Source organism: Nocardia brasiliensis (assembly GCF_042691675.1).
Classification (GTDB): Bacteria; Actinomycetota; Actinomycetes; order Mycobacteriales; family Mycobacteriaceae; genus Nocardia; species Nocardia brasiliensis_D.
This window is the reverse complement of the sequence record NZ_CP170507.1, coordinates 7,886,228-7,908,807: the sequence shown is the minus strand read 5'-3', so window position 1 is coordinate 7,908,807 and position 22,580 is coordinate 7,886,228. Positions and strand designations below refer to the sequence as shown.

The window sequence follows — 22,580 nt, the reverse complement described above, 5'->3', positions numbered from 1 at the left end:
GTGTCAGCCCTTCCTGAAGTGATCGACCACCCGGGAGTAGCTGTCATCCCCATGCCCGGCGTCGACCAACTGCGTGACGAGAGCTCGGGTATAGCGCGGAAGTTCGGCATCGATGCCGCGAGATTCGCTCTCGCGCAATAGATCCTCGATCGAGGGCAGGTGGTGCTTGAGCGCTCCGAACGGAACCGCGAACTCGCCGCTGTCGACCTCGTCGGCGAGGAACGGCAGAAACGACGTGAGTGCCGACATCGACGGCTCGGCGTGGGAAAGGAATTGCCGCACACCTACACCCGCGTCCGATAGGAGAGCCGCGGCATGCAGGAATCCGTTGAGCAGTCCCCACATGGTGTCGTGCACGGCCATCCCGTACAGCGCGGGCAGGCCGGGATCCGCCGAGATCCAGGCGCCGCGCCCGGCGAGCGGCCGCAACGCCGAACCGTAACGGCCGTAGGCGGTTTCGGAACCGCCATAGAACACCACGGATTCCGGCTGCCCGATGCCGGGCGCGATGGTCATGATCTGGCCGTGTAGGTAGTCCGCACCCTGTGCGGCAGCCTGCTCGGCCACCTCGCGGGCGGCCGTGGAGGTGCCGTCGGTCAGGTTCACCACGGTGCGCCCGGCCAGTGCTTCGCCTGCCGACTCGAGAATCTCGCGCGCGACATCGTTGCCCTGCACGCTGACAACTACCAGCTCGCCGGCCGTCACCGCCTGCCGCGGCTCGGACACGGCCAGCGCACCCGCGCGGACCAGCGCATCGGTCTTGCCCGGTGTGCGGTTCCACACCGTGGTCGGATGTCCGTTGCCCACAAAGGCATTCGCCAGGGCGGAACCCATCTCGCCCAGTCCGAGGACCGTCACCGTGACCGGCGCAGTAGTCGTGCCCGGAGTTGTCGTCATAGTTTTGCACCTCTCGTTGTGGTCGAGCTCCACGCTAGAAGCTCAACTGAACTCGAGGTCAAGTGCTGATTCGCGCAGTGTCTCGATTCGCTCAGCGTCTCGATCAGGTTCTGGCTGGGCCGATCCGACGCTTACGCGGCTTCAGATGCAGACCAGGCAAGGGTGGCGCGGGGATGCGCTGCTCGGGCGGGTGGCCCGCGATGGCCGCGAAACGGCTGAGATCGCGGTTCTCCCAATCATTTCGGGCCGCGACGATGTCCTCGTGGCTGCGGCCGACGAAGTTCCACCACATCACCAGTTCCTCGCCGAACGGCTCGCCGCCGATCAGCGCGAAATGTGCACCGGTGGTGCAGCTCAGCGAAATCTCGGCACGATCGGTGCCCAGATACAGCAGTGGTCCGGCGGTGAGCGCGGTGTCGCCGACCGTCACCGCACCCTCGATCACCAGCACCGCGTGCTCGAAGCCGCGGTCCAGGGGAAGGGTGACCTCGGCACCCGGCTCCAGCCGCACATCCGCACCGACGATCGGCGTGTACGCGGTGGCGGGGGAGGTGACGCCCGCCAGTGAGCCGATCAGGACGACGGCGCGAATGCCAGGCGCCTGGTAGACCGGGAAGACGCCGCGCACGCCGCCGAGCGGCACCTCGCGCGACGGATAGAGCTCGGCCACCGCGCCCGGTCCGGGCGCGGGCTCGCACAGCGTCTCGGCGGGCTGCGGATCGAGATCACTCACCGAGTAATGCCCTTGCCGATGACATGGGCGTCGTACTGCGGGTGCTTGTCCAGGTAAGCCTTGATGAACGGGCACAGCGGCCGGATCGCTCGCTCCCGCTCGACCGCATCCTCGATGGCGTGCTCGGCGAGCGTGCTGCCGAGACCCTTGCCGGAGAACACGCCATCGATCTCGGTGTGGGTGAACACCGTCTCGTCGTCGCGCTCCTCGTATTCCGCGAACCCGGCGAGCTCGCCGCCGTAGAACACCTCGTACCGGTGCTTCTCGTCGTTGCGGACAACCTTGGACTCCGAAGCGGGTGCGGTCATGGTCGACTTCTCCTTCGATGCGCGTACCGGATGTTTGCTGAGGATCGACACGCGATTGAACGCGCCGATCGTGGTGGCTGCCCAGACGACGACGGATAGCTGATCGTCCGTCAGAGCAGCACGGCCAATTCCTGTGGGGTATTCCCCGCCGCCAGCGCGGCACGCTGGTGCGTGTCCAGGCAATAGGCGCAGCCGTTGATCTGAGAAACCCGCAGGTTGATCAGCTCGATGAGCTTGCGATCCAAGCCGACTTCGGTGCCAGCGGCGCGTACTTCGCTGGCGACCTTGCCCAGGGCGCGGAACACGGCGGGCGTCTGCTTGTCGATCCAGACGCGGTCATGCGGTACATCGGGCTTCACTCCATTGGATGCTAGCGGCCCGCACACCCCGTCACGCGACGGGGCCGCGTTCAAACGGACCGAGGTCCGAGTTCATTTACACCGGCATACGGAACTCGTAGAGATCGTCCGTCGCCTCTCGCGCGGGTCGACGCGCGGCACGAATATGGGAAGTTCATCGAAGGAGAAATGCCATGAGGTTCCGCAACCGCACCGCACCCACATTGGTCGCCGCCTGCCGCCGCAGCGCGCACCGCATCTGGGCCAGGCAGGATCTCACGCCGCAGGAGCGGGCGAATCTCATGGTCGGCTGGACGCCACCCGCGGTGATCAGCGCGTCGCTGGGTGGGCGTACGTTCCACTGAGACAGCACAGCCTCGGTCAGACACTGCGCAGCCCGGCGATTGCCGGGCTGCGCAGTAGTTGTTATTCCCGGCCCGCAGAGGTGAAAGACATGTCGCCGTACCGGTTTCCGGTCACTTGGCCCGCGATCGGCTCCAGCGTGGCCAGCTCGTCATCGTTCAGTGCGATGGTCGCGGCCGCAACGTTCTCGGCGAGCCGAGTCCTGCTGCGGGTACCGGGAATCGGAGCCACCGACAGGTCACGCACTCGACTCTGCGCGTGCAACCAGGCCAGCGCCACCTGTGCCAGCGTCACACCACGCGCTTCGGCGATGGTCCGCAGCGGAGCGAGCAGTTCGGCGTTGCGGGCGGCATTGTCCTCGGCGAAGCGCGGAAATGCCCGCCGCACATCGCCTTCCGCGAGTTCCCCGGCCGCCGCGACCGCACCGGTGAGAAAGCCGCGGCCCAGCGGCGAGTACGGCACGAAGGTCACGCCGAGCTCGGTGGCGGCGGGCACCACCGTCCGCTCGACATCCCGGGAAAATATTGACCACTCGGACTGCACGGCCGCGATCGGATGCACCGACTGTGCCGCGCGTAGCTCCGGTCCGGTCACTTCGGACAGACCGATCGCCCGAATCTTGCCCTGCCGCACCAGCTCCGCCAGCGTGCCGACGGTGTCCTCGATCGGCACCGCCGGATCGCGCCGATGCATGTAGTACAGGTCGATGGTGTCGATGCCGAGCCTGCGCAGGCTGGCCTCCACCGCCTGCCGGATGTATTCGGGCGAGTTGTCGATGCCGCGGTAGGCGGGGTCGTCGGCCTTGCGGACGATGCCGAACTTGGTGGCCAGCACCACCCGATCCCGATGGGCGCGCACGAACTCGCCGAGGAATTCCTCGTTGTGGCCGGAGCCGTACATGTCGGCGGTGTCGAACAGCGTGACGCCGAGTTCCAGTGCCCGGTCCAGGGTCGCCCGCGCTTCGGTGAGGTCGGTGGTTCCGTAGAACTCGCTCATCCCCATGCAGCCCAGTCCCTGCACGCCGACCTCGATGCCGCTGGCTCCCAGCGTGGTCGTGGGCAGCGTTTCGGTGGTGGTCATACCTTGATCCCTTCACTCTGCACGGTGATCGTGGCCGGCCGGGCAAGTTGCGCCTTGCCTTCGTAGACGTCGATCTTGTAGTCCAGGACGGCCACGGTCTGACGAAGTTCATCGATCTTGGCGAGTACCTCGGCGCGAGTATTGCGGAACATCTCCAGCCGCTCGGGGAACGTCGACTCCCCGGCCCGCACCAGCTCGGCGTAGCGGACCATGTCCGCCACCGACATCCCGGTGGTGCGCAGGCGGCCGATCAGTGCCAGCCACTCCAGGTCGCGGTTGCTGAACCGCCGCTTACCGGCGTGGTCCCGGCCGACGTAATCCATCAGCCCGATCCGCTCGTACCAGCGCAGCGTGTCCCGGCTGAGTCCCGACCGCTCGGCAACCTCGCCGATCGAATACCTCGGCCGTTCCCAGTCGCTGTCTCGCTCGTTCCGTGCGGCTTCACTCACGACCCTCGCCCTTCCCGTTGAACACCGACGACGCTAGTCACCTGGAGTGCACTCCAAGCAAGTCCAGTCTACGAAAACCGAGGTCGGGTTACGGCCGAGTGGGTACCTTGCGTGGGACACTGGAGCCGACCAGGGGCGGGACGAGCTGAGGAGCGAGGGTGACGGCACTTCCGAAACCGTGGCAGCTGCTGACGATTGCCGACTATTTGGCACTTCCTGAGGACGAGCTGTGCCATCGGGAGTTGCAAGAGGGGGTTCTTACCATTTCGCCGTCGCCGAAGCCGGAACATAACGTCGCGGGTGCCGAGCTCTACGTCCAGGTGAAGCCTCAGCTTCCGCGGGACCTGATTGCCGTGCCCGATGTCGACCTCGACCTGCAGTTGGTTCCGGAGGATGGGCCCGCCACGGTCCGTCGGCCGGATCTGGTTGTGGTCGAACGTGCCGAGTTCAAACGAGCCCGTGCCGAAGCGGGAATCCTCCGTGCATCCGCTGCTCATCTTGTTGTCGAGATCGTCTCGCCGGGCTCCCGGCGAACGGATTACGTCATGAAGCGAAGCGAGTACGCAGACGCTGGAATACCGCACTACTGGATCATCGACCTGAGCCCGCCACTCAGCCTGGTAGCTTTCCGGCACACCGAAGAGCTCGGGTACGTCGATGACGGCGAGGTGACCGATGTCTACACAACCACCTCGCCGTGCCCGCTGACCATCCGGTTGAACCTACTGGAGGAGCTGGACTGACGTGAGTGGCGGAGGCGCCACTCTGAGCTCGGGAGTCCGACTCGGTCACGGGCCGAAGGTCCGACGTCAGTTGTACTTCGGCAATTCCTGCACGGCCCACTGGTTCCCGTCCGGATCAGCGAAGTACGTGAACTTCCCCCAGTCGAGTGTCTCCACCGGCTTCGCATCCACCCCGGCGGCCACCAGTTGCCGGTACGCGTCCTCCGCGCTGGCCACCACCATCTGCATGCCACGCACACTGCCCGGCGCCGCGTCGGTAATGCCTTCCCCGATACAGATGGAGCATCCCGAACCGGGCGGCGTGAGCTGCACGAACCGTATGTTCTCGTTGACCCGATGATCGTGATCGGCGTTGAAACCGATCTTGGTGTAGAAGTCCTTCGCACGATCCACGTCGGTCACCGGGATCGCGATGAGCTCGATTTTCCAATCCATCGCCCGAGCATCCCATCGGTCGCCGACAAAGTCCTGACTTCCGGCCTACGCTGGTGGCATGCCTGGTAAGGACGTCAACCGGATCAGGGCCCGTTCGGCCCTCGCGACGGTCAAGGAAAGCCCCGTGATCACCGCCATCGCGGTGGCACCGGTGGTGCTCGCGCTCGCCGTCGTGTGGTGGCTGCTCGGCGGGTTCGCCGCGTTCGTGCTGCTGGTCATCCTCGGCGCGGTCGTGGTGGTCGGCGGCAAGCTGCTGCGCTGACCAACGACTCAGCGGGGTATGTGGAAACGCACCAGCTCACCCGTTCCCGGATCGACCTGCCGCCACGGCCGGTCGAACTCGAGCACCGCAAGTGCGGAGGTCGGGAACTTACGACTGAGCTCGATGGCGGGCGTCGAACTCCGGTTGCTCGCCAACTCCCATGCGGTCCACGGCATTCCGGGCGCGTGCCCGATCACCAGCAGCGTCGACACGTCGTCGTCGCTGAGTTGGACCAGCTCGATGAGGCTTTGCGGCGAAGCCTCGTAGATCCCGGCCTCGTAGACGACCGGCGCGTCCACGCCGGTGGCCGCCAAGGTCTCCCTGGTGCGGGTCGCGGTGGAACACCGCACCGCGTCGATCGGCGGCTGGGTTTCGCGCAACCATTCGCCGGCCAGTCCGGCCTCGCGCTGCCCGCGCGGCGCCAGCGGGCGCTCGTGGTCGCCGACACCGTCGGGATACGCCGACTTGCCGTGTCGCATGAGGATCAGAGTCCGCACCATGGGGATACCGTAAGGCCTCCGGTCACATGGCCTCGACCACACTCGAGGCAAACTGAAAGCGGCGTCACATCGCGGTGGTTCCGCGCCGTGATGTTTCTGTCCACCTCTGCCCACCGGGTGGCCTACAGCCCACGTACATCTTCGAGGATCTGCACAATATGGCCTACGTAATCACGCAGCGTTGTTGCAACGACGCCAGCTGCGTTTCCGAGTGCCCAGTCGATTGCATCCGTCCGACCCCGGATCAACCGGAGTTCGCGACCACCGAGATGCTCTACATCGACCCCGACACCTGTATCGACTGCGGTGCGTGCGTCGACGCGTGCCCGGTGGAGGCCATCTTCTCCGAGGACGACCTGACCGCATCGCTGGCCCGATACCGCGAGATCAACGCCGCGTATTTCGAACGGCACCCGCTCGAGTCCAACTTCGACCCGATCGTGACCCCGCCGCGGCCGCCGAAGGAACTCGGCACGCTGCGGGTGGCGATCGTCGGCGCCGGTCCCGCGGCCTGCTACGCGGCCGACGAACTGCTGCGCCGAGCGGACGTGGAGATCGAGATGTTCGACCGGGTGCCGACCCCGTGGGGTCTGGTCCGGGCGGGCGTCGCGCCTGATCATCCGGGCACCAAGACGGTGTCGAGCTTGTTCGAGTCCGCGTTCCGGCGGGAAGCCCTGCAGTACTACCTCAATGTCGAGGTCGGCACGCACATCTCGCACGAGGAACTGCTGCGCCACCACCACGCCGTCATCTACGCGGTCGGCGCGTCGACCGACCGCCGCCTCGACGTGCCCGGCGAGGATCTGCCGGGCAGCCACTCGGCCACCGAGTTCGTCGCCTGGTACAACGGCCACCCGGACTTCGCGGACCGGCAGTTCGATCTGTCCGGCGAGCGCGCGGTGATCGTCGGCAACGGCAATGTCGCGCTCGATGTCGCCCGGGTCTTGACGGTGTCCCCGGACGAGCTGGCCAAGACCGACATCGCCGACCACGCGCTGGACGCTCTGCGCCACAGCAATATTCGCGAGGTGGTCGTGCTCGGCAGGCGCGGCCCGCTCCAGGCGGCGTACACGTCGTCGGAGTTCCTGGCGCTGGCCCACCTCAATGGCATCGACGTCATCGTCGACGAGGCCGACCTCGCGCTCGATCATGCCAGCCAGGCGCTGCTGGACGATCCGAATGTCGAGCCGTCACTGAAGCTCAAGTACACCCTCGCCGAGGAGTACGCGGGTGGCCGTCGCGACCCGAACCACAAGCGGATCGTCTTCCGCTACCTGGCCTCGCCGACCGCGCTCATCGGCACCGACCGGGTCGAGTCGATCGAGTTCGTGCACAACGAATTGTTCGAGGAGAACGGCCAATTGGTGGCGCGGGCGACCGACCGCACCGAGCGGATGGACGCCGGGCTGGTGCTGCGGTCCATCGGATACCGCGGCGCGGCCGTCGCCGACCTGCCCTTCGACGAGCGGCGCGGGGTCATGCCGAACGAACACGGCCGGGTAATCGGCGCGGACGGCACCCCGCTGTCCGGTGTGTACGTCAGCGGCTGGATCAAGCGGGGTCCCCGCGGCGTCATCGGCTCGAACCGGATCGACGCCGAGGAAACCGTCGAGAACCTGATCGCCGACTTCACCTCGGGCAAACTCGGTGCGCCCGAGGCGGATCGCGCCTCGTTGAAGGCATTGCTCGGTCAGCGGCACGCCGACCTGGTGGACCGGGAAGGGTGGCGGGCCATCGATCAGGCCGAGCGGGCGGCGGGCAAGTCCGCGGGACGCCCTCGGGTCAAGTTCACCACGCGCGAGGATCTGCTGAAGGCCGCGCGCGGCTGAGTGCCGGGACGCCGACCGGGGTCCACGCGGTTCCGGTCGGCACGTCTCATTCGGGCGGCAACGGCATGATGCGGACGACGGTTGTGGTCGTTCCACCGACCACGAACCACAGCCGAAGCACCGGTCGCCCGGTGCGGTCGCCCGGCTCGTAGCGGCTGCGGACGGTGACGTGCTGGCGCGCGAGCACCGGCGCGACGTACTCGATGACCGCGCGATGCGGACCGGCGAGCAGCTTGGGGTACTCGACCATGAACTGTTCCACCGCCTGCCAGTAACAGGCGTTGTTGACGTGGTTGTACTGGTCGATATCGGTCGCCCGCACCGGGAACGGCATGTCGGTGTCGGACTCCGCCGGTGCGGTGTCGGTCAGGTACGGCCGCCAGCGCAGCCGATGCTCCTGGGTTGTCTGCGAGAGGTAGGCCAGGCCCTCGTCACTGATCCGCGCGGGCATCCCGGTCGACTCGCTGATATTGATCCAGAAGCCCTCTGTCTCGATCAGCCCGCCGTTCGTGCTGGTGACGCGCACCCGCATATTGGTCCAGCGGGTCGACAGCGCCGAGCACCAGCGCAGCAGCTGTACCTCGTCCGGCCACAGGATCGGCCGGATGACGTCGATCACCGTGCGGCGCACAATCCAATTCGGGTCGGTGCGGTGAAAGAACGTCTTATGCAGATTTTCCCAGGCGATGTCCTGCAGGTAACGGGCGATGGCGTCGAAACGCAGCCGATCGTAGGGGTCCACATCGCCTGCCCGGATGGGCCACGCAGAAGCAAAGCCCATGCCCTCCTGGGGAAGCGGGGCGAGTGGCTGATCGAGTGACACTGGTGCTCCTCGCGCTGCACGGTGTGCCGCGTTCTTCGTGTGGTGCTGTTGTGAGACGACTTTACGGGGCTTACGTCACACCATCGCGCCGAGTGCGGCCCTACCCAGGTATATACCCGCAAATAACGTCTGTACCAGCAAGCATGACGCATTTGAAGCTGCTGGGGAACTCGACAAACCGGTCGACCGGTCCCGGCGAGGGCCGGAATCCGCCACCTCGACGACCTCGTGCCCCGGAACCGATCGGTGATCTTGCTCCTCGCCGACCGGGCGCGGGTCGGACCGCGCGTGGTCCGAGCGCCGGTAACCCGGGTTCCTGGCGTCGGCCGGACACCGGGACGCGTCACCCGCGCGCCGGTACGATCCCGACAAGCACTCCAGGGGAGGGGACACGGTGAAGCCGCTCGGCCCACACGATCCGCGCACGGCGGGTCGCCATCGCCTGATCGCCGTCATCGGCCAAGGCGCCATGGGGCGAGTGCTGCTCGGCCGTTCACCCGACGGACGCCTGGTCGCGGTCAAGATGATCCACCGGCAGCTGGCCGGGAACCCCGAGTTCCGCACCCGCTTCCGCCTCGAAGTCCAAGCCTCCCAACGGGTCACCGGTGCCTACACCGCTGCTGTGATGGACGCCGACGCCGACGCCGAGGATCCCTGGCTGGCCTCGGTTTTCGTCCCTGGCCCCGCCCTGCGCGAAGCCATCGACCAGCATGGCCCGATGTCGCTCGGCGGCCTCCGCCTGCTGACCGCGGGTCTGGGTTCCGCGCTGCTGGAAATCCACCGCGCAGGCCTGATCCACCGCGACCTCAAACCCACGAATGTCCTGCTCGCCGAGGACGGCCCACGCGTCATCGATTTCGGTATCGCCCGCGCGGTGGTGCCCGATCTCCAGCTCACCAGCACCGCCACGCTGCTCGGCTCTCCGGCCTTCATGTCCCCAGAGCAGGCGTCGGGCCACGAACTCAGCACCGCCAGTGACGTTTTCTCGGTCGGCGCGATGCTGGTGCTCGCGGCGACGGGGCGGAGCCCGTTCCTCGGCGCATCGGCACCGCAGACGCTGTACAACGTCGTGCACCAGCATCCGGATACGAGTCGGGTGCCTTCGGTACTGCGGCACCTCGTTGCTGCCTGCTTGGACAAGAACCCCGCGAATCGCCCGGACCCGTCGCAGCTGATCGACTCGGTGGCGGCGATTACCGCCCGCGCCACCTGGCCCGCGGGGATCCAGCGGCAGATCGTCCAGGACCGTGCCGAGGCCGAGCGTTGGGCCGATTCCGGCGGCGAGGTGCCGGATCGCCCCGCGCCGCGGCGCACCGCGAGATGGGTTGCGGCGGTGGCTGTGCTGGTCCTACTGGCAGCGGGTGCGGTGACGGTATTCCTCGTCGACCGCGGTAACCCGCCCGAGGCGCCCGATCCGCTCGCGAACCGCACGCTGGAACTGACCGACGAACAATTGCGCCTCGCCGATACCTGCGCGTTGCTCGGCAACGATGTAGTGGGCAGCTTGGGACAGCCGGTCAAGCCGGAGCTGACGGATTCGTCGCGCTGCGGAACTACGTTCATCGGACCGGAGCGACGACAGGTCCGGATGGACGTCGCTGTCGGAACATCGGTGGCAGCCGGAAGACAGCTGGCCGAGCAGGTGGCGGGTCGCTCCGTTCTCGACACCACCACGCAGGCGGGCTCCTGCGGGCGCGCGGTGCCGGTACGCACCCGGCCGATCCTCGGCGTCGAAGTGAAAATCACTGCGGCCGAAGGCGATTCCTGCCAGCTGGCGGCTGATGCGTTGAAAGCTGTTGTCACCCGCCTTGTCACAAATCCGCCGAGCGTGCAGCCGCCGAAAACGTCTGTCGTCCGGCTTGTTCCCTGTGAATCGGTGGATCCGGCCATAGTCGCCGCACAGGTAGGAGCTGGTGTCCAGCCGGCGATCGTGGACGCCCACACCTGCATCTGGACGGGCGACCCGTTCGTGATCACGCTGCGCACGGCAGAAAGCAAACGAGTCGATTCCGACCCGAGGTACACCGCACTCTTCGTGAACGGCGGCAAACTCGGCGACTTCCCGTCGGCGCGCCGGATCGACCCTGACGGAACGTGCGCGACCTACTATCTGGTGCGCCCGACCATCGAAGATCGAGGAGAACTGATCGCCGTGACCGCGCGACCGGCAGCGGTTGCCGCCGCTGAAACAGCCTGTGCCACTACCGAAGCGATAATCACCGGGGTCGCGGCCCGGATGGGGAGTTCCTGATGGTGACACGTCTCGAGCCCGGCGATCCCGACCGGATCGGCAGGTATCGGCTACTCGGCCAGCTCGGCTCCGGCGGAATGGGGCGGGTCCTGCTCGGTGTCGGGCCGGACGGCCGGTTGGTCGCGATCAAGCAGGTGCATCAGCACCTGGTGACCGAGTCGGACTTCCTGCCGCGGTTCCGCCGCGAGGTGCAGACCTCCGCGCAGGTCTCCGGCGCCTTCACCGCCGCCGTGATCGACTTCGATGTTGACTCGGAAACACCTTGGCTTGCTTCGGTTTTCGTGCCCGGAGTGCCGTTGGACAAGGCCGTCAAGGATTTCGGTCCGCTGACCGCCGACGAAGTGCACAAGCTCGCGGTCGGGCTCGCCGCCGCGCTGGTGGCCATCCACGGTGCCGGACTCATCCACCGGGACCTGAAGCCCGCCAATGTGATTCTCGCCGACGACGGGCCACGGGTCATCGACTTCGGTATCGCGCGGGCGGTCGAGGGCCGCTCCGAGCTCACGCATACCGGCTCGATCATCGGTTCGCCCGCGTTCATGTCGCCGGAACAGGCGCAATCGCTGCCGCTCACCCCCGCCAGTGACGTCTTCTCCCTCGGTGCCGTGCTCGCGATGGCGGCCGGCGGCACGAGCCCGTTCGCCGGATCGTCGCTGCCGCACACGCTGTACAACATCGTGCACACCGAACCCGACCTGAGCGGATTGCCGTCCGAGGTAAGGGAATTGGTGCTGCCGTGCCTGAGTAAGGACCCGCAGGACCGACCGACGCCCACTCAACTCCTCGACTTCCTCGGCCCGCTACCGCCGCAGCATCGGCCCTGGTCGGCCGAGGTGCATCAGGCGATCAGCGACCAGGCGGCGGAGATGTCGGCGCTGCTGGCCGACCCGGAAGCTACCCAGCTCGTGGGCGCGGAGCCGACACCCATTCCGGCCTCGCACAGTGTCGAGTTCGAGCAGCAGTTGCAAGCACTCGTCGAGATCCAGCGCGCGAGCGCGCTGCGTAGGCGACGGAAGCGGGTGTTGGTCGCGGCGGCGGCGGTGGTGCTCGTGGTCGGCGGCATCATCGCCGGGCCCACCGTCTTCGGTGGCAGTGATGACCGCCCGGTCGCTGAGACGGTGAATCCGCTTGCGTCGCTGAACCTCACGAAGCTCCGCTCGATAGACCTGTGCGCCGTGGTGGACGAGCCACTGGTCTCATCGCTCGGGGACTGGACGAAGAAGCCGAGCTCGAGCCGGTGGGGAGCGTGTGCGGCCGAGGCGGACAGCTATCAGTTCGACTTCGATGTCAAGCGAATCGAGTCCTATCGGGACAACGGCCGACGCGCCGAGGGAGTCCCGGTGCTGGAGGACGTCACCAGCGGAACCGACAGCTGCGGACGTGCCCTGTTCCCCGCGAACATGGATCCGCAGTTCGGTATCACGATCCGGGTGCAGGGTGCGCGATCCGACACCCTGTGCACCGTCGCGGACGATGCTGCCGCCGAACTCGCGCATCGGCTGACCGAACAGCCGCCGCAACTGCCGAACATCCGCAGCTCACTGGCCAGGCACGATCCCTGCGCTCTCGTCGATTCGAGCGTGGTCAAGCTGAATATCGGCGAAAAGGTGCGCGGCGCTCCGGATTCGCTGCATACCTGCAAATGGATCTCGACCGGCACGGTCACCGTCTCGTTCGAGCGCACGAAGATTCCGGTGCCGACCGAAAAGCCCATACCGTTCGACCTCGGTGGCGGCAATATCGTGTTCTTGGACGAGGCGGAATTGGGTTCACCGACCTGTGTCCGGCGCAGCCAGTACCGGCGCATCGATAACAGTGACGCGGAGGTGGTGACGGTGCAGGTCGACAACCCGACAATGTCGGAGCATCCCGAATTCAGATGTCTGACAGCCCAATTGGTGCTGCAGAACGTCATGGAAAACCTACCGCAGGTGAGTTGATGAACTGGAATGCGCGAGCGGCCATGGCGGTCTGCACCATCGTCGCCGCCGTAATCGGGGTGGGCGGATGTGCGTCGCCGGTGCGTGGGACCGGCGTTGCCGCGGAACTCGACGTGCGAACGTTGGATACCGGCAGGTTTCCGACCGCACCACCCAAAATGTCGGTCCTCCTGGACGATGTCGGCTACGCCCGGCTGGAGGCCGCCCGAATGGCCGACGCTGTGCTGAGCCCGCACGAGGTGGACCCGAAATACTCCACCGGGGCGTCGGCTCTCGTGCACACGGACGCGCAGTCGGTGACGCGGTACCTCGCCGAACCGGTGATCCCGGTATTGCTGAAATACGGCTTCGTCGTGGGTTTCTCGACCGGTTCGGCCGATGCTGTCCTGCCGCTCACGACGGCGGCGGCCGGCAGCCACGAGCGGGAGGGGCTCACCGTGACGGTGTTGCGCTTCCCGGACGCGGCGGCGGCGAAGGCCGCGGCAGCCGAGCTCGACGCCGTGGACTTCGCGCTCAATCCGGAAAACGTTGCCGTCACGCTGCCCGAATACCCTGATTCGCGGGCACACTGGCGGCCATCGGTGCCGACGCTTGGTAGCACGACCCCGCATGGGAGCTATGTGATCAGTGTGCTCGCGGATTCGCGGACGCCAGATATCAATCGACTGGTCGAGGCGACCCAAAAGTATCTCGACGCCGAGGTGATCGAGCTCGACAAGTTCACCCCGACACCCGTCGGAAAGTTCAGCACACTGCGCCAGGACCCGGACGGTCTACTCGCCCGGGTCATCCACGACCAAGGTGTTGTCCCCCCGCCGGATGGTCAGGGTGAGGTGGTGCTGACGTTGCGCGGGTACCTCAACTATTTGCTGGATCAGTCGGGCCGGTTCCCGGTATTGCAGCGGGCTGGAGTCGATCGGGTCGCGGTGACAGCCGACGCGTTCGGCTTCCGCACCCGGGACGACGCCGCAGCGGCACGGTTCGTCACCGAGTCCGCGGAACTCGGTCCGGCCGTTGACCGTCGAGCTGTCGATCCGCCCGCGGATGTGCCCGGCGCATTGTGCGTACAGGACTATCTCGCGCCGAAGAATGGCCAATTCCGTTGCTTTGTCGCCTACCGGAGGTACGCGGCCCTGGTGCTCGGTGCCCGCTTGTGGGAAACCCAACAGCGGGCGGCCGCGCAGTACGCATTGCTCGCCAACAGTCAACGCTGACCGGACAGGGTAGCGGTCAATAACCCTGGTACGCGCGACCTTGGCCGACCGCCACCACGCCGGGAACATTGTTGACCGAGCCATACGTGTCGATCGAGTAGCGAACGCCGGCGATGATGTTGTCCACCGGGTTCCAGATATCGTCGTGGCCGGGCGCCTTATAGGCGTTGAAGGTGCTGTCGATGGTCTGCATCAGCCCCTTCGACGGGTGTCCCGCCACCCAGTTGCTGTCCCACCGGTTTTCCGCGTACGGGTTACCCGCCGATTCATGCTGGATGATCATGGCGATGGCCCGCTCATCGATGTCCTTGGGGTCGTAGCCCATTTCGATGAGTTTCTGTTTGGCCTCGGCGATCCATTTCGCGATATCACCGCTCGGCATCGGTCCGGTCGGGGCGCTCGAACTCGGCCCGCCCGTATACGGCGTGCCGGAAGCGGAGCCGGAGCCGTGGTAATTCCCCATCACGTAGTTCGGCTTGTCCGACACGGAGGTCCCGCTCACCGGTGACGCGCTCACCGGTGTTCCGTTGACCGGCATTCCGTTTACCGGCGTGCCGGAATCGACCCCGGCCGGTGCCGTGGTCGCCGCGGGTGCGACGTTCGCGCTCGGATCGCCGAGCCCACTGAACGCCTGCTCCAACTTCGCGATCGCGGTATCCAGTTGCGTCTTCGCTTGATCGGCAACAGTTTCGGCGGATTTCAACGCATTGGTGAGTTCCCAGGTACGCGACGCCGCCTGCAAGGACTCCTGGAAGACGAGGTTCTCCACGTTCGCCTTGTCCGCGTGCTCGCGCAGGTGCGCGATCCGGGTGGTGGCATCGACCGTGCCGTTGGGTTGCACGTCGAACGGTGGCGTCTGGTTGATCGCGTCGTCGCGCAGTTGCAGCACCTTGGTTTTCGCCTCCACCAGGTTCTGCGTCTGCGTGGTGAAGGCGGTTTTCAGTTCCAGCAGCGCGGCGCTCACCGCGGAGGCGCGGGTCTTCTCGGTGTCCATTCGCGCGTTCGCCGCGGCGCCTGCCGTGCCGGACCACTTGTTCGAGTCCGCGAGCGATTTCGTCTCGGTGGCACCCTTGCCGACGGCGGTGTCGAGACCCTGCGAGATGGTTCCCGCGTGTTCCCCGGCGGCGCTGAGCTGTTCGGGCTTCCAGTTGTCCACGTCGGGAATGGTGAGCGTCATGGCAGTCCGATCGCGCGGAGCTTCGCGGCGAAATCGTCTTCGGCCAGTTCGTATTTCCCGGCGGCGTTGTGCATGTTGTCGGCGATGGTGGTGAGGCGACTGCCGATCCGCTGTAGGCAGCGGTTGACGACGTCGTTCGCCCGCTGTGCGGCGGCACCGAATTCGGTGCCGGGCAGGGCCGTGGTCGCGACGGAAAACGCGTCCCCCGCGTTGAGTGCGGTCACCTCGCCCGCCTCGTTGCCGAGGGTTTGCGCGAACGACCGCAGCGCCTCGGGATCGACCTGCATGTTCGTCGTAGCAGGCTGATTGCGTTCGACCATGAGTCCCCCTTCCCGCCCGACCGTAGGTCGCGGTCAGCATAGCAAAATGGGGTCCGCTGGACAGGGCCTCCGGCAGGCCGGAATGGGGGAGTCGGGGCGCGCCGCGGAGAGGTGGGCGAGCACGGTCGGCCGCCCCGCGTTACGTTGATCACGGCGGCACCGGCGAGGAAGAGGCCGGTGCCAGGACAGAGAGGTCGGCAGATGCGCGCAGCCCAGGTCAGCAAGCTGGAGGGACCGGAGTCGGTCGAGGTGGTGGACATTCCGGAACCCGCGGCCTATCCGGGCGCCGTGGTGATCGACGTGCACGCGGCCGGGGTCGCCTTCCCGGACGTGCTGATGACGCGCGGTCTGTACCAGATGAAGCCGGAACTGCCGTTCGTCGTCGGCGGTGAGGTGGCCGGAATCGTGCGCGAGGCACCGGCGGATGCGCACGTCGCGGCGGGGGACCGTGTTGTCGCGTTGACGCTGCTCGGCAATGCCATGGCCGAGGTGGCCGTCGCGCCCGCGCAGATGGTGTTCCGGCTGCCGGACAACGTCTCCCTGGAAGCCGGCGCGGGCGTTTTGTTCAACGATCTGACCGTGCACTTCTGCCTGCGCAACCGCGGCAGGCTGGCCGCCGGCGAGACGGTGCTCGTGCACGGTGCCGCGGGCGGCATCGGCACCTCGACGCTGCGGATGGCGACCGCTCTCGGGGCGGGCCGGGTGATCGCGGTGGTCAGTACCGAGCAGAAGGCCGAGGTCGCCCGGGCGAACGGCGCCACCGATGTGGTGCTGACCGACGGCTGGCTCGCGGCGGTCAAGGAACTGACCGGCGGTCGCGGCGTGGACATCGTGCTCGACCCGGTAGGTGGCGACCGGTTCACCGACAGCATCCGTTCGCTCGCCTCGGCGGGCCGACTGCTGGTGGTCGGCTTCACCGCGGGCGAGATCCCCACCGTCAAGGTGAACCGGCTGCTGCTGAAGAACGTCGAGGTGGTCGGCGCTGCCTGGGGCGAGTGGGTGATGACGCACCCCGGCTACCTGGCCGAGCAGTGGGCCGAGGTGGCGCCGCTGCTCGCGTCGGGCGAGATCGAGGCGCCGAAGCCGGTGCTGTACCCGCTGGAGCAGGCGGCCGAGGCGATCGCCTCGCTGGACAATCGCACCGCCACCGGCAAGGTCGTGGTCACGCTGCGCTGACACGGCGGCGACGCTGGAGCGAAACATGAAGTTGCCCGCCCGTCGCCCGACCACCACCCCCATCACGGAATGTGCGCATGCTGTCTAATCGGGTACTGAACCGCACGCTGCTCGCCCGCCAGCATTTGCTGGAGCGCTCACAGCTGACGGTGCACGAGATGTGCGATCACCTCATCGGCCTGCAAGCGCAGGACTCGCCGCCGCCGTTCGTCGCATTATGGAGTCGGATAGCGGATTTCGATCCGGCGACGGTGTCGCAAGCGCTGGACGACCGCTCCCTGGTGCGAATCACCTTGATGCGCGGCACCATTCACATGGTGACCCCGCCGGACGCGCTGCGGATCGCGCCGCACGTGCAGCCGGAACTCGAAAAGGTGCCCTTCCGAAAGGGTTTCAACTACGGCGCGATGGTCGGCCTCGACCCCGACGAGGTCCGCGCGCACGGTGAGCAGGTGCTCGGCGACGAGCCGATGTCGGCCGCCGACCTCCGGCAGCGGGCGGCCGAGCTCTACCCGGACCGCAACCCGAGCATGGTCGTGCAGACCTGGCTATACCAACTGCCGGTGCTGCAGACCCCGCCGCGCGGTAAGTGGAAGGACAGCAGCAGGCCGATCTGGTCCCGGGTCGAGCCATGGCTCGGCGCACCGCTCGATCCGACCTATCCGTTGGCGGAGTTGCTCTTTCGCTATCTGTGCGCCTTCGGTCCTGCCTCCACCATGGACATGCAGACCTGGTCGAAGCTGCTCGGCATGAAGAAGGCCGTCGAACAACTCGGCGACCGGGTGCGCACCTACACCGACGAACGCGGCCGCACCCTCTACGACGTCGCCGACGGCGAGCTGGCCGACCCGGATCTACCCGCCCCGGTGCGGCTGCTCGGCTGGTACGACAACGCCGTTCTCTCGCACCAGGACCGGACCAGGATCGTGCCCGAGGGCACGGCGCCACACCTGCGCGCGTTCGCCGCCGCGGTCGCCCCGGTACTGGTCGACGGCTACCTCGCCGGTCTCTACAAGGTCTTCCCGGAAGCGGGCACAGCCCGGCTGCGGATCAGCCCGACCCGGAAGTGGACGAAGGCCGAGCGGGCCGCCGTGGACGCCGAATCGCACGCCCTGCTCGGCTTCCTGGAGGCCGACAAGGAACCGCGGGTGGAAATCCTCGAGGTGGACGCCGACCTGCGCCCATGAACCCTTACCTGTCGTGCGTCCCGCGATAGGCAGGCGCCTTCGTGGTCCCCGCCGGGTCGAGGGTGCGCAGCAGGGGCAGCGTGCGAAACGGCACCACGGTCGACAACACGATGACGCTGTGCGACCGCACCACCGACGAGGTCCGGTCGATGCTCAGCAGCACGGCCTGCAACCCGGCGTGCGAGTCCGCGCCGATCCGGCACCACACGTCGCCGGAGCCGGTGGTCGCGTAGGCCTCCAAAACCCCTGGTATCGCCTCGAGTTCGGCCGCCACCGAGTCCAGCTTGCCCTGCGCGATCTCCAGCGTGACGAACGCCTGCACATCGAAACCCGCTGCGGTGACGTCGATCTGCGGGTCGTAGGACGCGATGACCCCGGATTCCTCCATGCGGCCGATCCGGGACTGCACCGTTGCCCTGGCCACCCGCGTCCGGCGGGACAGCTCGAGGATGCCCGCTTTCTGATATTCATGCATCGCGGTCAGTATCGCGAGATCGAGTTCGTCCAGTTTCGCCGGCGTTCGTGACATGACGGCCTCCGTTTCGAGCACAGGCTGGGCTTCCAGCCCTGGATAGCACCAGCCAGCTGATGCTATTCAAATTGTCCAGCATCTCGGGGGACTTCCTAGCCGAATTCGCCACAGTGTCTACCGAAAATCACCGCTGTTGCCTATCGGCCGACCCTGACGATTACTTGGTGCATGACCATCGAGCACCTGCCGAATGCCCGGTCCAGCACGACCCCCGACGACGGTGAGCTGCGCCAGCTCGTCGGCCTCGTCGATCACGACGAGAGCGCCGACCCTTTCCCCGTGATCGGTTGGGACGCCCTCGTGTGGGTGGTGGGCAACGCGACACAGACCGCACATTTCCTGGAGTCCGCCTTCGGTATGCGACTGGAGGCCTATTCCGGTCCGGAGACCGGCAATCGCGATCACAAGGCGTTCGTACTGCGCAGCGGCGGCGCCCGCTTCGTGGTCAAGGGCGCCGTCGACCCGGAAAGCCCACTGGTCGCCCATCACGACCGGCACGGCGACGGCGTCGTCGACATCGCGCTCGAGGTACCGGACGTGGACCGCTGCATCGAATGGGCGCGTACCCACGGCGCCACCGTCCTCGTCGAACCACATGACGACACAGACGAATTCGGCACCGTCCGGTCCGCCGCCATCGCCACCTACGGTGAAACCAGGCACACCTTGGTCGACCGTTCCGGCTATCACGGCCCCTACCTGCCCGGCTACATCACCCGCCGCTCGCATTACCAGCCGCGGGCGGGCGCCCCGAATCGACTGTTCCAGGCGATCGACCATGTCGTCGGCAACGTGGAGCTCGGCCAGATGGACGAGTGGGTCGAGTTCTACCGCCGGGTAATGGGTTTCACGAATATGGCCGAGTTCGTCGGGGACGACATCGCCACCGAGTATTCGGCGCTGATGAGCAAGGTCGTCGCCAACGGCAACCACCGGGTGAAGTTCCCGCTCAACGAGCCCGCCGTCAGCAAGAAGCGTTCCCAGATCGACGAATATCTCGAGTTCTACCGGGGTCCCGGCGTCCAGCACATCGCGCTCGCCACCGGCGACATCCTGGCCTGTGTCGACGCGCTGCGCCGGGAGGGCGTCGAATTCCTCGAAGCACCCGACACCTACTACGAGGATCCGGAACTGCGCGCCCGCATCGGCCGGGTCCGCGTCCCGGTCGAAGAACTCAAGCGTCGCGGCATCCTGGTCGACCGGGACGAAGACGGCTACCTGCTGCAGATCTTCACCAAGCCGATCACCGACCGGCCCACCGTGTTCTTCGAGCTGATCGAGCGCCACGGCTCCCTCGGCTTCGGCAAGGGCAATTTCAAGGCGCTCTTCCAGGCGATCGAACGCGAACAGGAGGCCCGCGGCAACCTGTGATCGGTTGTGGCCCTGAGTATCCGGCAGTACGCTCCGTGGATTCGCCGGATGCTTGGAGAGGGCCGCAGTGCTCGAACGAACTGCCGCGGCCTGCTCGCTCGCCGTCGCGCTCGCCCTCGGGGCCTGCGCGACGGTGCGCGCGGACCCACCCCCGACCTACCACCCCACCCTCGACGATTGCCTCGCCGCCATGTCGAAGTACAAGTCGGGCCCGGCCCAGTGCACCTACATCGATTCGATCGGCGCCTACGAGTTGCGCGTTCCCGGCGGGTAGTGGGGATCGGCGGCTCCGCGATCCCGGCTCGCCCGCCGCGCCGTGGGTAGAGTGCAGGCATGCGGATAGGGGCGTTGGTCGGCTGCGCGGCAGTGCTGTCGTTGATGCTGACGGCATGCGGCTCGGGCGGCGGCTCCGATGACACGAGCACCCCGCTGCGTCCGCCACCGAAGGTCGCCACCCTCGGCCCGTTCGTCGGCGAGTGCGGACACGTCACCGACGACGAGGTGCGCGACATCGCCGGCCTCGGTCAGATCTCCCAGGCGCTGAAGAATTCGGTGGGCTGCAATTGGCAGTCGGCGGGACTCGGTTCGCCCAGCGTCACTTTCGCCTCCTACCGTGGCAGCCCGATCGATCGTGAGAAGGCCTGGGTGTCCACCCAGGGGCGCAGCCCGCAGCCGATAAACGTCGGCGGGCGGACCGGCTGGCAGGCACTGGAGCCGAACGGCCAGGTTTGCGATCTGGCGGTGCAACTCGATGACGACTTCTTCGAATGGTCCATGTCCTTCGGCATCTTCGGCGGTGACGGCAATCCGTGCGACCGGATGCGCAAGCTCGCCGAGTTGACTGTGCAGCGGCTGAAGTGAGGGGAGGACGGCAATGAATCGTCGGCGCGGCTCGGTCCGCGGCATACTCACCGCGGCCGCCCTGTTGACCATCGCGGCCACCGCGTCCGGCTGCGGCCAGACGATCAGTGGTTCGGCGTTTCCCGCGGGCGCGGGAAACGGGGACAACGTCAATACCAAATTCGACAAACTGCTGCGCGAATGCGAAATAGTCACGCTGGATCAGGTCGCGGAGGCAGTGGCCAAGGGCTCCTATCCGCAGCAGTCGTTCTACGGCGCGGTCTGCATGTGGGACCTGCAGGGAGCGCCCGGCGGCAACGCCATGGTGACGCTGAACTGGTACGAGACCGGCGCGCTGAACAACGAGAAGACCACCAACGATAAGCTCGGGTATCTCACCAACAACATCACCGTGCAGGGACGGCGCGCGTTGGAGACTCGACGGCCGAACGATCCGGACTCCTGCGGTGTCAGTGCGGGCGCGGCCGACCAGGGCGTCATCGGATTCTGGGTCAACTATCGTCCCGGCTCGGCGCACGCGGATCCGTGCGCGGCGGCGAAACAACTCGTAGAGTTGACATTGAACTTGGCCAGGTAGCGGGGTCTCCAGTCACCCCGCTTTGACCCTGTGTCGTGTCCACGGGTATCGTGGATCGCTGTGCCCGGAAGCATGCGGGCAAGTTCGTGCGTGACCGTAGGCCAGCGAAAGCGGCTGACACCTCCAGCGTGCCCGCATTTCGGGCCCTACGCCGCGCGCGACACGCCCGACCTCGGGACGCGTAAAACGTGGCCGGACGTGCGAGTAAAAGCTCGATGACCGCAGCGTGAACGACGGACCCGGAGGCGGTAGCTCGCGTGACCACGAAGGGTCCCGTGAACGCTGCTAATTGAACACAGACATGAAGTTTCAGACACCGCGTAACTAATAAGGAAAGCCGGTCTATGCCAACCATCAACCAGCTGGTCCGCAAGGGTCGCCGCGACAAGGTCACGAAGACGAAGACCGCGGCGCTCAAGGGCAGCCCGCAGCGTCGTGGCGTGTGCACTCGCGTGTACACCACGACCCCGAAGAAGCCGAACTCCGCGCTGCGTAAGGTCGCGCGCGTTCGCCTGACCAGCGCGGTCGAGGTCACGGCCTACATCCCGGGCGAAGGCCACAACCTGCAGGAGCACTCGATGGTGCTCGTTCGTGGCGGTCGTGTGAAGGACCTTCCCGGTGTCCGCTACAAGATCATTCGTGGCTCGCTCGACACCCAGGGTGTGAAGAACCGCAAGCAGGCCCGCAGCCGTTACGGCGCCAAGAAGGAGAAGAGCTGATATGCCACGCAAGGGCCCCGCACCCAAGCGTCCGCTGATCAACGACCCGGTCTACGGGTCCCCGCTGGTCACTCAGCTGGTCAACAAGATCCTGCTGGACGGCAAGAAGTCCACGGCAGAGCGCATCGTCTACGGCGCGCTGGAGCAGGCTCGCGAGAAGACCGGCACCGACCCGGTCGTCACCCTCAAGCGGGCGCTGGACAACGTCAAGCCCGCCTTGGAGGTGAAGCCCCGCCGCGTCGGTGGCGCCACCTACCAGGTGCCCGTCGAGGTTCGCCCCGGCCGTTCCAACACGCTGGCCCTGCGCTGGCTGGTCAACTACTCCCGCGCTCGCCGCGAGAAGACCATGGTCGAGCGTCTGGCCAATGAGCTCCTCGATGCCAGCAACGGTCTCGGTGCTTCGGTGAAGCGTCGTGAGGACACCCACAAGATGGCCGAGTCGAACCGGGCCTTCGCGCACTACCGCTGGTGACGTCTGCCCGGCCCAGCGTCTGG

Annotated in this window: 26 protein-coding genes and 1 pseudogene; 15 read left to right on the top strand and 12 right to left on the bottom strand. The window is 66.7% G+C overall.

All coding sequences use genetic code 11. The annotated features are described in order from the left end of the window. Positions 1 to 3: 3 nt before the first annotated feature. The 4 genes and pseudogenes from ACFK0J_RS36360 to ACFK0J_RS36345 form a co-directional block, all read right to left on the bottom strand. On the bottom strand, positions 4 to 897 hold the full coding sequence (locus ACFK0J_RS36360) for an NAD(P)-dependent oxidoreductase (protein ID WP_378734225.1): 894 nt from the start codon (positions 895 to 897) through the stop codon (positions 4 to 6). A gap of 103 nt (positions 898 to 1,000) precedes the next feature. Then, positions 1,001 to 1,630 (bottom strand): pirin family protein, encoded by a 630-nt coding sequence (locus ACFK0J_RS36355; protein WP_378734224.1) that lies wholly within the window; start codon positions 1,628 to 1,630, stop codon positions 1,001 to 1,003. After that, positions 1,627 to 1,938, bottom strand: coding sequence for a GNAT family N-acetyltransferase (locus ACFK0J_RS36350; RefSeq protein WP_378743266.1), 312 nt, complete (start codon positions 1,936 to 1,938; stop codon positions 1,627 to 1,629). Before ACFK0J_RS36350 ends, ACFK0J_RS36355 begins: the two co-directional genes overlap by 4 nt. A 12-nt stretch (positions 1,939 to 1,950) precedes the next feature. Continuing rightward, positions 1,951 to 2,297, bottom strand: a pseudogene (locus ACFK0J_RS36345) (carboxymuconolactone decarboxylase family protein); the annotation flags it as partial. Positions 2,298 to 2,470: 173 nt separating this feature from the next. Here ACFK0J_RS36345 and ACFK0J_RS36340 point away from each other — a divergent pair. Beyond that, positions 2,471 to 2,641 carry a hypothetical protein gene (locus ACFK0J_RS36340; protein WP_218471856.1) on the top strand — a complete coding sequence of 57 codons (171 nt, stop codon included), beginning with the start codon at positions 2,471 to 2,473 and terminating at the stop codon, positions 2,639 to 2,641. Between the two features lie 61 nt (positions 2,642 to 2,702). Here the strand turns inward: ACFK0J_RS36340 and ACFK0J_RS36335 are convergent, their stop codons facing one another. Both ACFK0J_RS36335 and ACFK0J_RS36330 read right to left on the bottom strand, forming a co-directional pair. Continuing rightward, on the bottom strand, positions 2,703 to 3,719 hold the full coding sequence (locus ACFK0J_RS36335; protein WP_378734223.1) for an aldo/keto reductase: 1,017 nt from the start codon (positions 3,717 to 3,719) through the stop codon (positions 2,703 to 2,705). Continuing rightward, positions 3,716 to 4,168, bottom strand: coding sequence for a MerR family transcriptional regulator (locus ACFK0J_RS36330; RefSeq protein ID WP_378734222.1), 453 nt, complete (start codon positions 4,166 to 4,168; stop codon positions 3,716 to 3,718). Before ACFK0J_RS36330 ends, ACFK0J_RS36335 begins: the two co-directional genes overlap by 4 nt. A 158-nt stretch (positions 4,169 to 4,326) precedes the next feature. Here ACFK0J_RS36330 and ACFK0J_RS36325 point away from each other — a divergent pair, with 158 nt between their 5' ends. Continuing rightward, positions 4,327 to 4,911: a Uma2 family endonuclease gene (locus ACFK0J_RS36325; RefSeq protein WP_378734221.1), complete on the top strand. Its 585-nt coding sequence runs from the start codon at positions 4,327 to 4,329 to the stop codon at positions 4,909 to 4,911. 66 nt (positions 4,912 to 4,977) lie between these two features. Here the strand turns inward: ACFK0J_RS36325 and ACFK0J_RS36320 are convergent, their stop codons facing one another. Further along, positions 4,978 to 5,346: a glyoxalase superfamily protein gene (locus ACFK0J_RS36320; protein ID WP_378734220.1), complete on the bottom strand. Its 369-nt coding sequence runs from the start codon at positions 5,344 to 5,346 to the stop codon at positions 4,978 to 4,980. A 58-nt stretch (positions 5,347 to 5,404) separates the two neighbouring features. Here ACFK0J_RS36320 and ACFK0J_RS36315 point away from each other — a divergent pair, with 58 nt between their 5' ends. Next, entirely contained in the window at positions 5,405 to 5,608 is a 204-nt protein-coding gene (locus tag ACFK0J_RS36315; RefSeq protein ID WP_218471851.1) for a hypothetical protein, read from the top strand. 8 nt (positions 5,609 to 5,616) lie between these two features. Here ACFK0J_RS36315 and ACFK0J_RS36310 read toward each other — a convergent pair whose 3' ends face one another. Continuing rightward, the gene (locus tag ACFK0J_RS36310; RefSeq protein ID WP_378734219.1) at positions 5,617 to 6,108 is read right to left on the bottom strand and encodes a SixA phosphatase family protein; all 492 of its coding nucleotides are present in this window, start codon (positions 6,106 to 6,108) and stop codon (positions 5,617 to 5,619) included. 158 nt (positions 6,109 to 6,266) lie between these two features. Here ACFK0J_RS36310 and ACFK0J_RS36305 point away from each other — a divergent pair, with 158 nt between their 5' ends. After that, positions 6,267 to 7,937, top strand: coding sequence for an FAD-dependent oxidoreductase (locus tag ACFK0J_RS36305; RefSeq protein WP_378734218.1), 1,671 nt, complete (start codon positions 6,267 to 6,269; stop codon positions 7,935 to 7,937). 46 nt (positions 7,938 to 7,983) lie between these two features. Here ACFK0J_RS36305 and ACFK0J_RS36300 read toward each other — a convergent pair whose 3' ends face one another. Next, positions 7,984 to 8,760 (bottom strand): acyl-[acyl-carrier-protein] thioesterase, encoded by a 777-nt coding sequence (locus ACFK0J_RS36300; protein ID WP_378734217.1) that lies wholly within the window; start codon positions 8,758 to 8,760, stop codon positions 7,984 to 7,986. A 394-nt stretch (positions 8,761 to 9,154) separates the two neighbouring features. On the opposite strand from ACFK0J_RS36300, the gene ACFK0J_RS36295 reads away from it, so the two are divergent. Genes ACFK0J_RS36295 through ACFK0J_RS36285 form a run of 3 tightly spaced genes read left to right on the top strand, consistent with a single transcriptional unit; the run spans position 9,155 to position 14,165 of the window. Further along, complete coding sequence (locus ACFK0J_RS36295; protein WP_378734216.1) at positions 9,155 to 11,011, top strand: serine/threonine-protein kinase; 1,857 nt, start codon at positions 9,155 to 9,157, stop codon at positions 11,009 to 11,011. Next, positions 11,011 to 12,951 carry a serine/threonine-protein kinase gene (locus ACFK0J_RS36290; protein ID WP_378734215.1) on the top strand — a complete coding sequence of 647 codons (1,941 nt, stop codon included), beginning with the start codon at positions 11,011 to 11,013 and terminating at the stop codon, positions 12,949 to 12,951. Before ACFK0J_RS36295 ends, ACFK0J_RS36290 begins: the two co-directional genes overlap by 1 nt. Further along, on the top strand, positions 12,951 to 14,165 hold the full coding sequence (locus ACFK0J_RS36285; protein WP_378734214.1) for a hypothetical protein: 1,215 nt from the start codon (positions 12,951 to 12,953) through the stop codon (positions 14,163 to 14,165). Before ACFK0J_RS36290 ends, ACFK0J_RS36285 begins: the two co-directional genes overlap by 1 nt. Before the next feature lie 16 nt (positions 14,166 to 14,181). Here ACFK0J_RS36285 and ACFK0J_RS36280 read toward each other — a convergent pair whose 3' ends face one another. Together ACFK0J_RS36280 and ACFK0J_RS36275 are read right to left on the bottom strand one after the other, a co-directional pair. Then, a complete protein-coding gene (locus tag ACFK0J_RS36280; protein ID WP_378734213.1) occupies positions 14,182 to 15,342 on the bottom strand; it encodes a transglycosylase SLT domain-containing protein in 1,161 nt (386 codons plus the stop codon). Further along, positions 15,339 to 15,662, bottom strand: a complete 324-nt coding sequence (locus tag ACFK0J_RS36275) for a type VII secretion target (RefSeq protein ID WP_378734212.1) — start codon at positions 15,660 to 15,662, stop codon at positions 15,339 to 15,341. The genes ACFK0J_RS36280 and ACFK0J_RS36275 overlap by 4 nt, the downstream gene beginning before the upstream one ends. 201 nt (positions 15,663 to 15,863) lie before the next feature. Between ACFK0J_RS36275 and ACFK0J_RS36270 the strand changes: the two genes are divergently transcribed. Continuing rightward, on the top strand, positions 15,864 to 16,838 hold the full coding sequence (locus ACFK0J_RS36270; RefSeq protein ID WP_378734211.1) for an NADPH:quinone oxidoreductase family protein: 975 nt from the start codon (positions 15,864 to 15,866) through the stop codon (positions 16,836 to 16,838). Between the two features lie 77 nt (positions 16,839 to 16,915). Then, entirely contained in the window at positions 16,916 to 18,025 is a 1,110-nt protein-coding gene (locus ACFK0J_RS36265; RefSeq protein ID WP_378734210.1) for a winged helix DNA-binding domain-containing protein, read from the top strand. A gap of 4 nt (positions 18,026 to 18,029) precedes the next feature. Here the strand turns inward: ACFK0J_RS36265 and ACFK0J_RS36260 are convergent, their stop codons facing one another. Beyond that, positions 18,030 to 18,554 carry an Lrp/AsnC family transcriptional regulator gene (locus ACFK0J_RS36260; RefSeq protein ID WP_218471840.1) on the bottom strand — a complete coding sequence of 175 codons (525 nt, stop codon included), beginning with the start codon at positions 18,552 to 18,554 and terminating at the stop codon, positions 18,030 to 18,032. A gap of 171 nt (positions 18,555 to 18,725) precedes the next feature. Between ACFK0J_RS36260 and hppD the strand changes: the two genes are divergently transcribed. The 6 genes from hppD to rpsG all read left to right on the top strand — a co-directional run bounded on the left by hppD (position 18,726) and on the right by rpsG (position 22,557). Next, positions 18,726 to 19,928, top strand: coding sequence for a 4-hydroxyphenylpyruvate dioxygenase (gene hppD / locus ACFK0J_RS36255; RefSeq protein WP_378734209.1), 1,203 nt, complete (start codon positions 18,726 to 18,728; stop codon positions 19,926 to 19,928). A 67-nt stretch (positions 19,929 to 19,995) separates the two neighbouring features. Then, complete coding sequence (locus ACFK0J_RS36250) at positions 19,996 to 20,202, top strand: hypothetical protein (RefSeq protein WP_378734208.1); 207 nt, start codon at positions 19,996 to 19,998, stop codon at positions 20,200 to 20,202. A 59-nt stretch (positions 20,203 to 20,261) separates the two neighbouring features. After that, on the top strand, positions 20,262 to 20,789 hold the full coding sequence (locus ACFK0J_RS36245) for a DUF3558 domain-containing protein (protein ID WP_378734207.1): 528 nt from the start codon (positions 20,262 to 20,264) through the stop codon (positions 20,787 to 20,789). 13 nt (positions 20,790 to 20,802) lie between these two features. After that, complete coding sequence (locus ACFK0J_RS36240) at positions 20,803 to 21,366, top strand: DUF3558 domain-containing protein (RefSeq protein WP_378734206.1); 564 nt, start codon at positions 20,803 to 20,805, stop codon at positions 21,364 to 21,366. A 344-nt stretch (positions 21,367 to 21,710) separates the two neighbouring features. Further along, positions 21,711 to 22,085: a 30S ribosomal protein S12 gene (gene rpsL, locus ACFK0J_RS36235; RefSeq protein WP_067527016.1), complete on the top strand. Its 375-nt coding sequence runs from the start codon at positions 21,711 to 21,713 to the stop codon at positions 22,083 to 22,085. Between the two features lies 1 nt (position 22,086). Then, on the top strand, positions 22,087 to 22,557 hold the full coding sequence (gene rpsG, locus ACFK0J_RS36230) for a 30S ribosomal protein S7 (RefSeq protein ID WP_040739280.1): 471 nt from the start codon (positions 22,087 to 22,089) through the stop codon (positions 22,555 to 22,557). Positions 22,558 to 22,580: the final 23 nt, after the last annotated feature.

Bases quoted from the DNA above. Each gene is read 5' to 3' on its own strand.
- ACFK0J_RS36360 (WP_378734225.1), bottom strand. From the start codon at position 897: ATGACGACAACTCCGGGCACGACTACTGCGCCGGTCACGGTGACGGTC.
- ACFK0J_RS36350 (WP_378743266.1), bottom strand. From the start codon at position 1,938: ATGACCGCACCCGCTTCGGAGTCCAAGGTTGTCCGCAACGACGAGAAG.
- ACFK0J_RS36340 (WP_218471856.1), top strand. From the start codon at position 2,471: ATGAGGTTCCGCAACCGCACCGCACCCACATTGGTCGCCGCCTGCCGC.
- ACFK0J_RS36335 (WP_378734223.1), bottom strand. From the start codon at position 3,719: ATGACCACCACCGAAACGCTGCCCACGACCACGCTGGGAGCCAGCGGC.
- ACFK0J_RS36320 (WP_378734220.1), bottom strand. From the start codon at position 5,346: ATGGATTGGAAAATCGAGCTCATCGCGATCCCGGTGACCGACGTGGAT.
- ACFK0J_RS36315 (WP_218471851.1), top strand. From the start codon at position 5,405: ATGCCTGGTAAGGACGTCAACCGGATCAGGGCCCGTTCGGCCCTCGCG.
- ACFK0J_RS36310 (WP_378734219.1), bottom strand. From the start codon at position 6,108: ATGGTGCGGACTCTGATCCTCATGCGACACGGCAAGTCGGCGTATCCC.
- ACFK0J_RS36305 (WP_378734218.1), top strand. From the start codon at position 6,267: ATGGCCTACGTAATCACGCAGCGTTGTTGCAACGACGCCAGCTGCGTT.
- ACFK0J_RS36290 (WP_378734215.1), top strand. From the start codon at position 11,011: ATGGTGACACGTCTCGAGCCCGGCGATCCCGACCGGATCGGCAGGTAT.
- ACFK0J_RS36285 (WP_378734214.1), top strand. From the start codon at position 12,951: ATGAACTGGAATGCGCGAGCGGCCATGGCGGTCTGCACCATCGTCGCC.
- ACFK0J_RS36280 (WP_378734213.1), bottom strand. From the start codon at position 15,342: ATGACGCTCACCATTCCCGACGTGGACAACTGGAAGCCCGAACAGCTC.
- ACFK0J_RS36275 (WP_378734212.1), bottom strand. From the start codon at position 15,662: ATGGTCGAACGCAATCAGCCTGCTACGACGAACATGCAGGTCGATCCC.
- ACFK0J_RS36270 (WP_378734211.1), top strand. From the start codon at position 15,864: ATGCGCGCAGCCCAGGTCAGCAAGCTGGAGGGACCGGAGTCGGTCGAG.
- ACFK0J_RS36265 (WP_378734210.1), top strand. From the start codon at position 16,916: ATGCTGTCTAATCGGGTACTGAACCGCACGCTGCTCGCCCGCCAGCAT.
- ACFK0J_RS36260 (WP_218471840.1), bottom strand. From the start codon at position 18,554: ATGTCACGAACGCCGGCGAAACTGGACGAACTCGATCTCGCGATACTG.
- hppD (WP_378734209.1), top strand. From the start codon at position 18,726: ATGACCATCGAGCACCTGCCGAATGCCCGGTCCAGCACGACCCCCGAC.
- ACFK0J_RS36245 (WP_378734207.1), top strand. From the start codon at position 20,262: ATGCGGATAGGGGCGTTGGTCGGCTGCGCGGCAGTGCTGTCGTTGATG.
- ACFK0J_RS36240 (WP_378734206.1), top strand. From the start codon at position 20,803: ATGAATCGTCGGCGCGGCTCGGTCCGCGGCATACTCACCGCGGCCGCC.
- rpsL (WP_067527016.1), top strand. From the start codon at position 21,711: ATGCCAACCATCAACCAGCTGGTCCGCAAGGGTCGCCGCGACAAGGTC.
- rpsG (WP_040739280.1), top strand. From the start codon at position 22,087: ATGCCACGCAAGGGCCCCGCACCCAAGCGTCCGCTGATCAACGACCCG.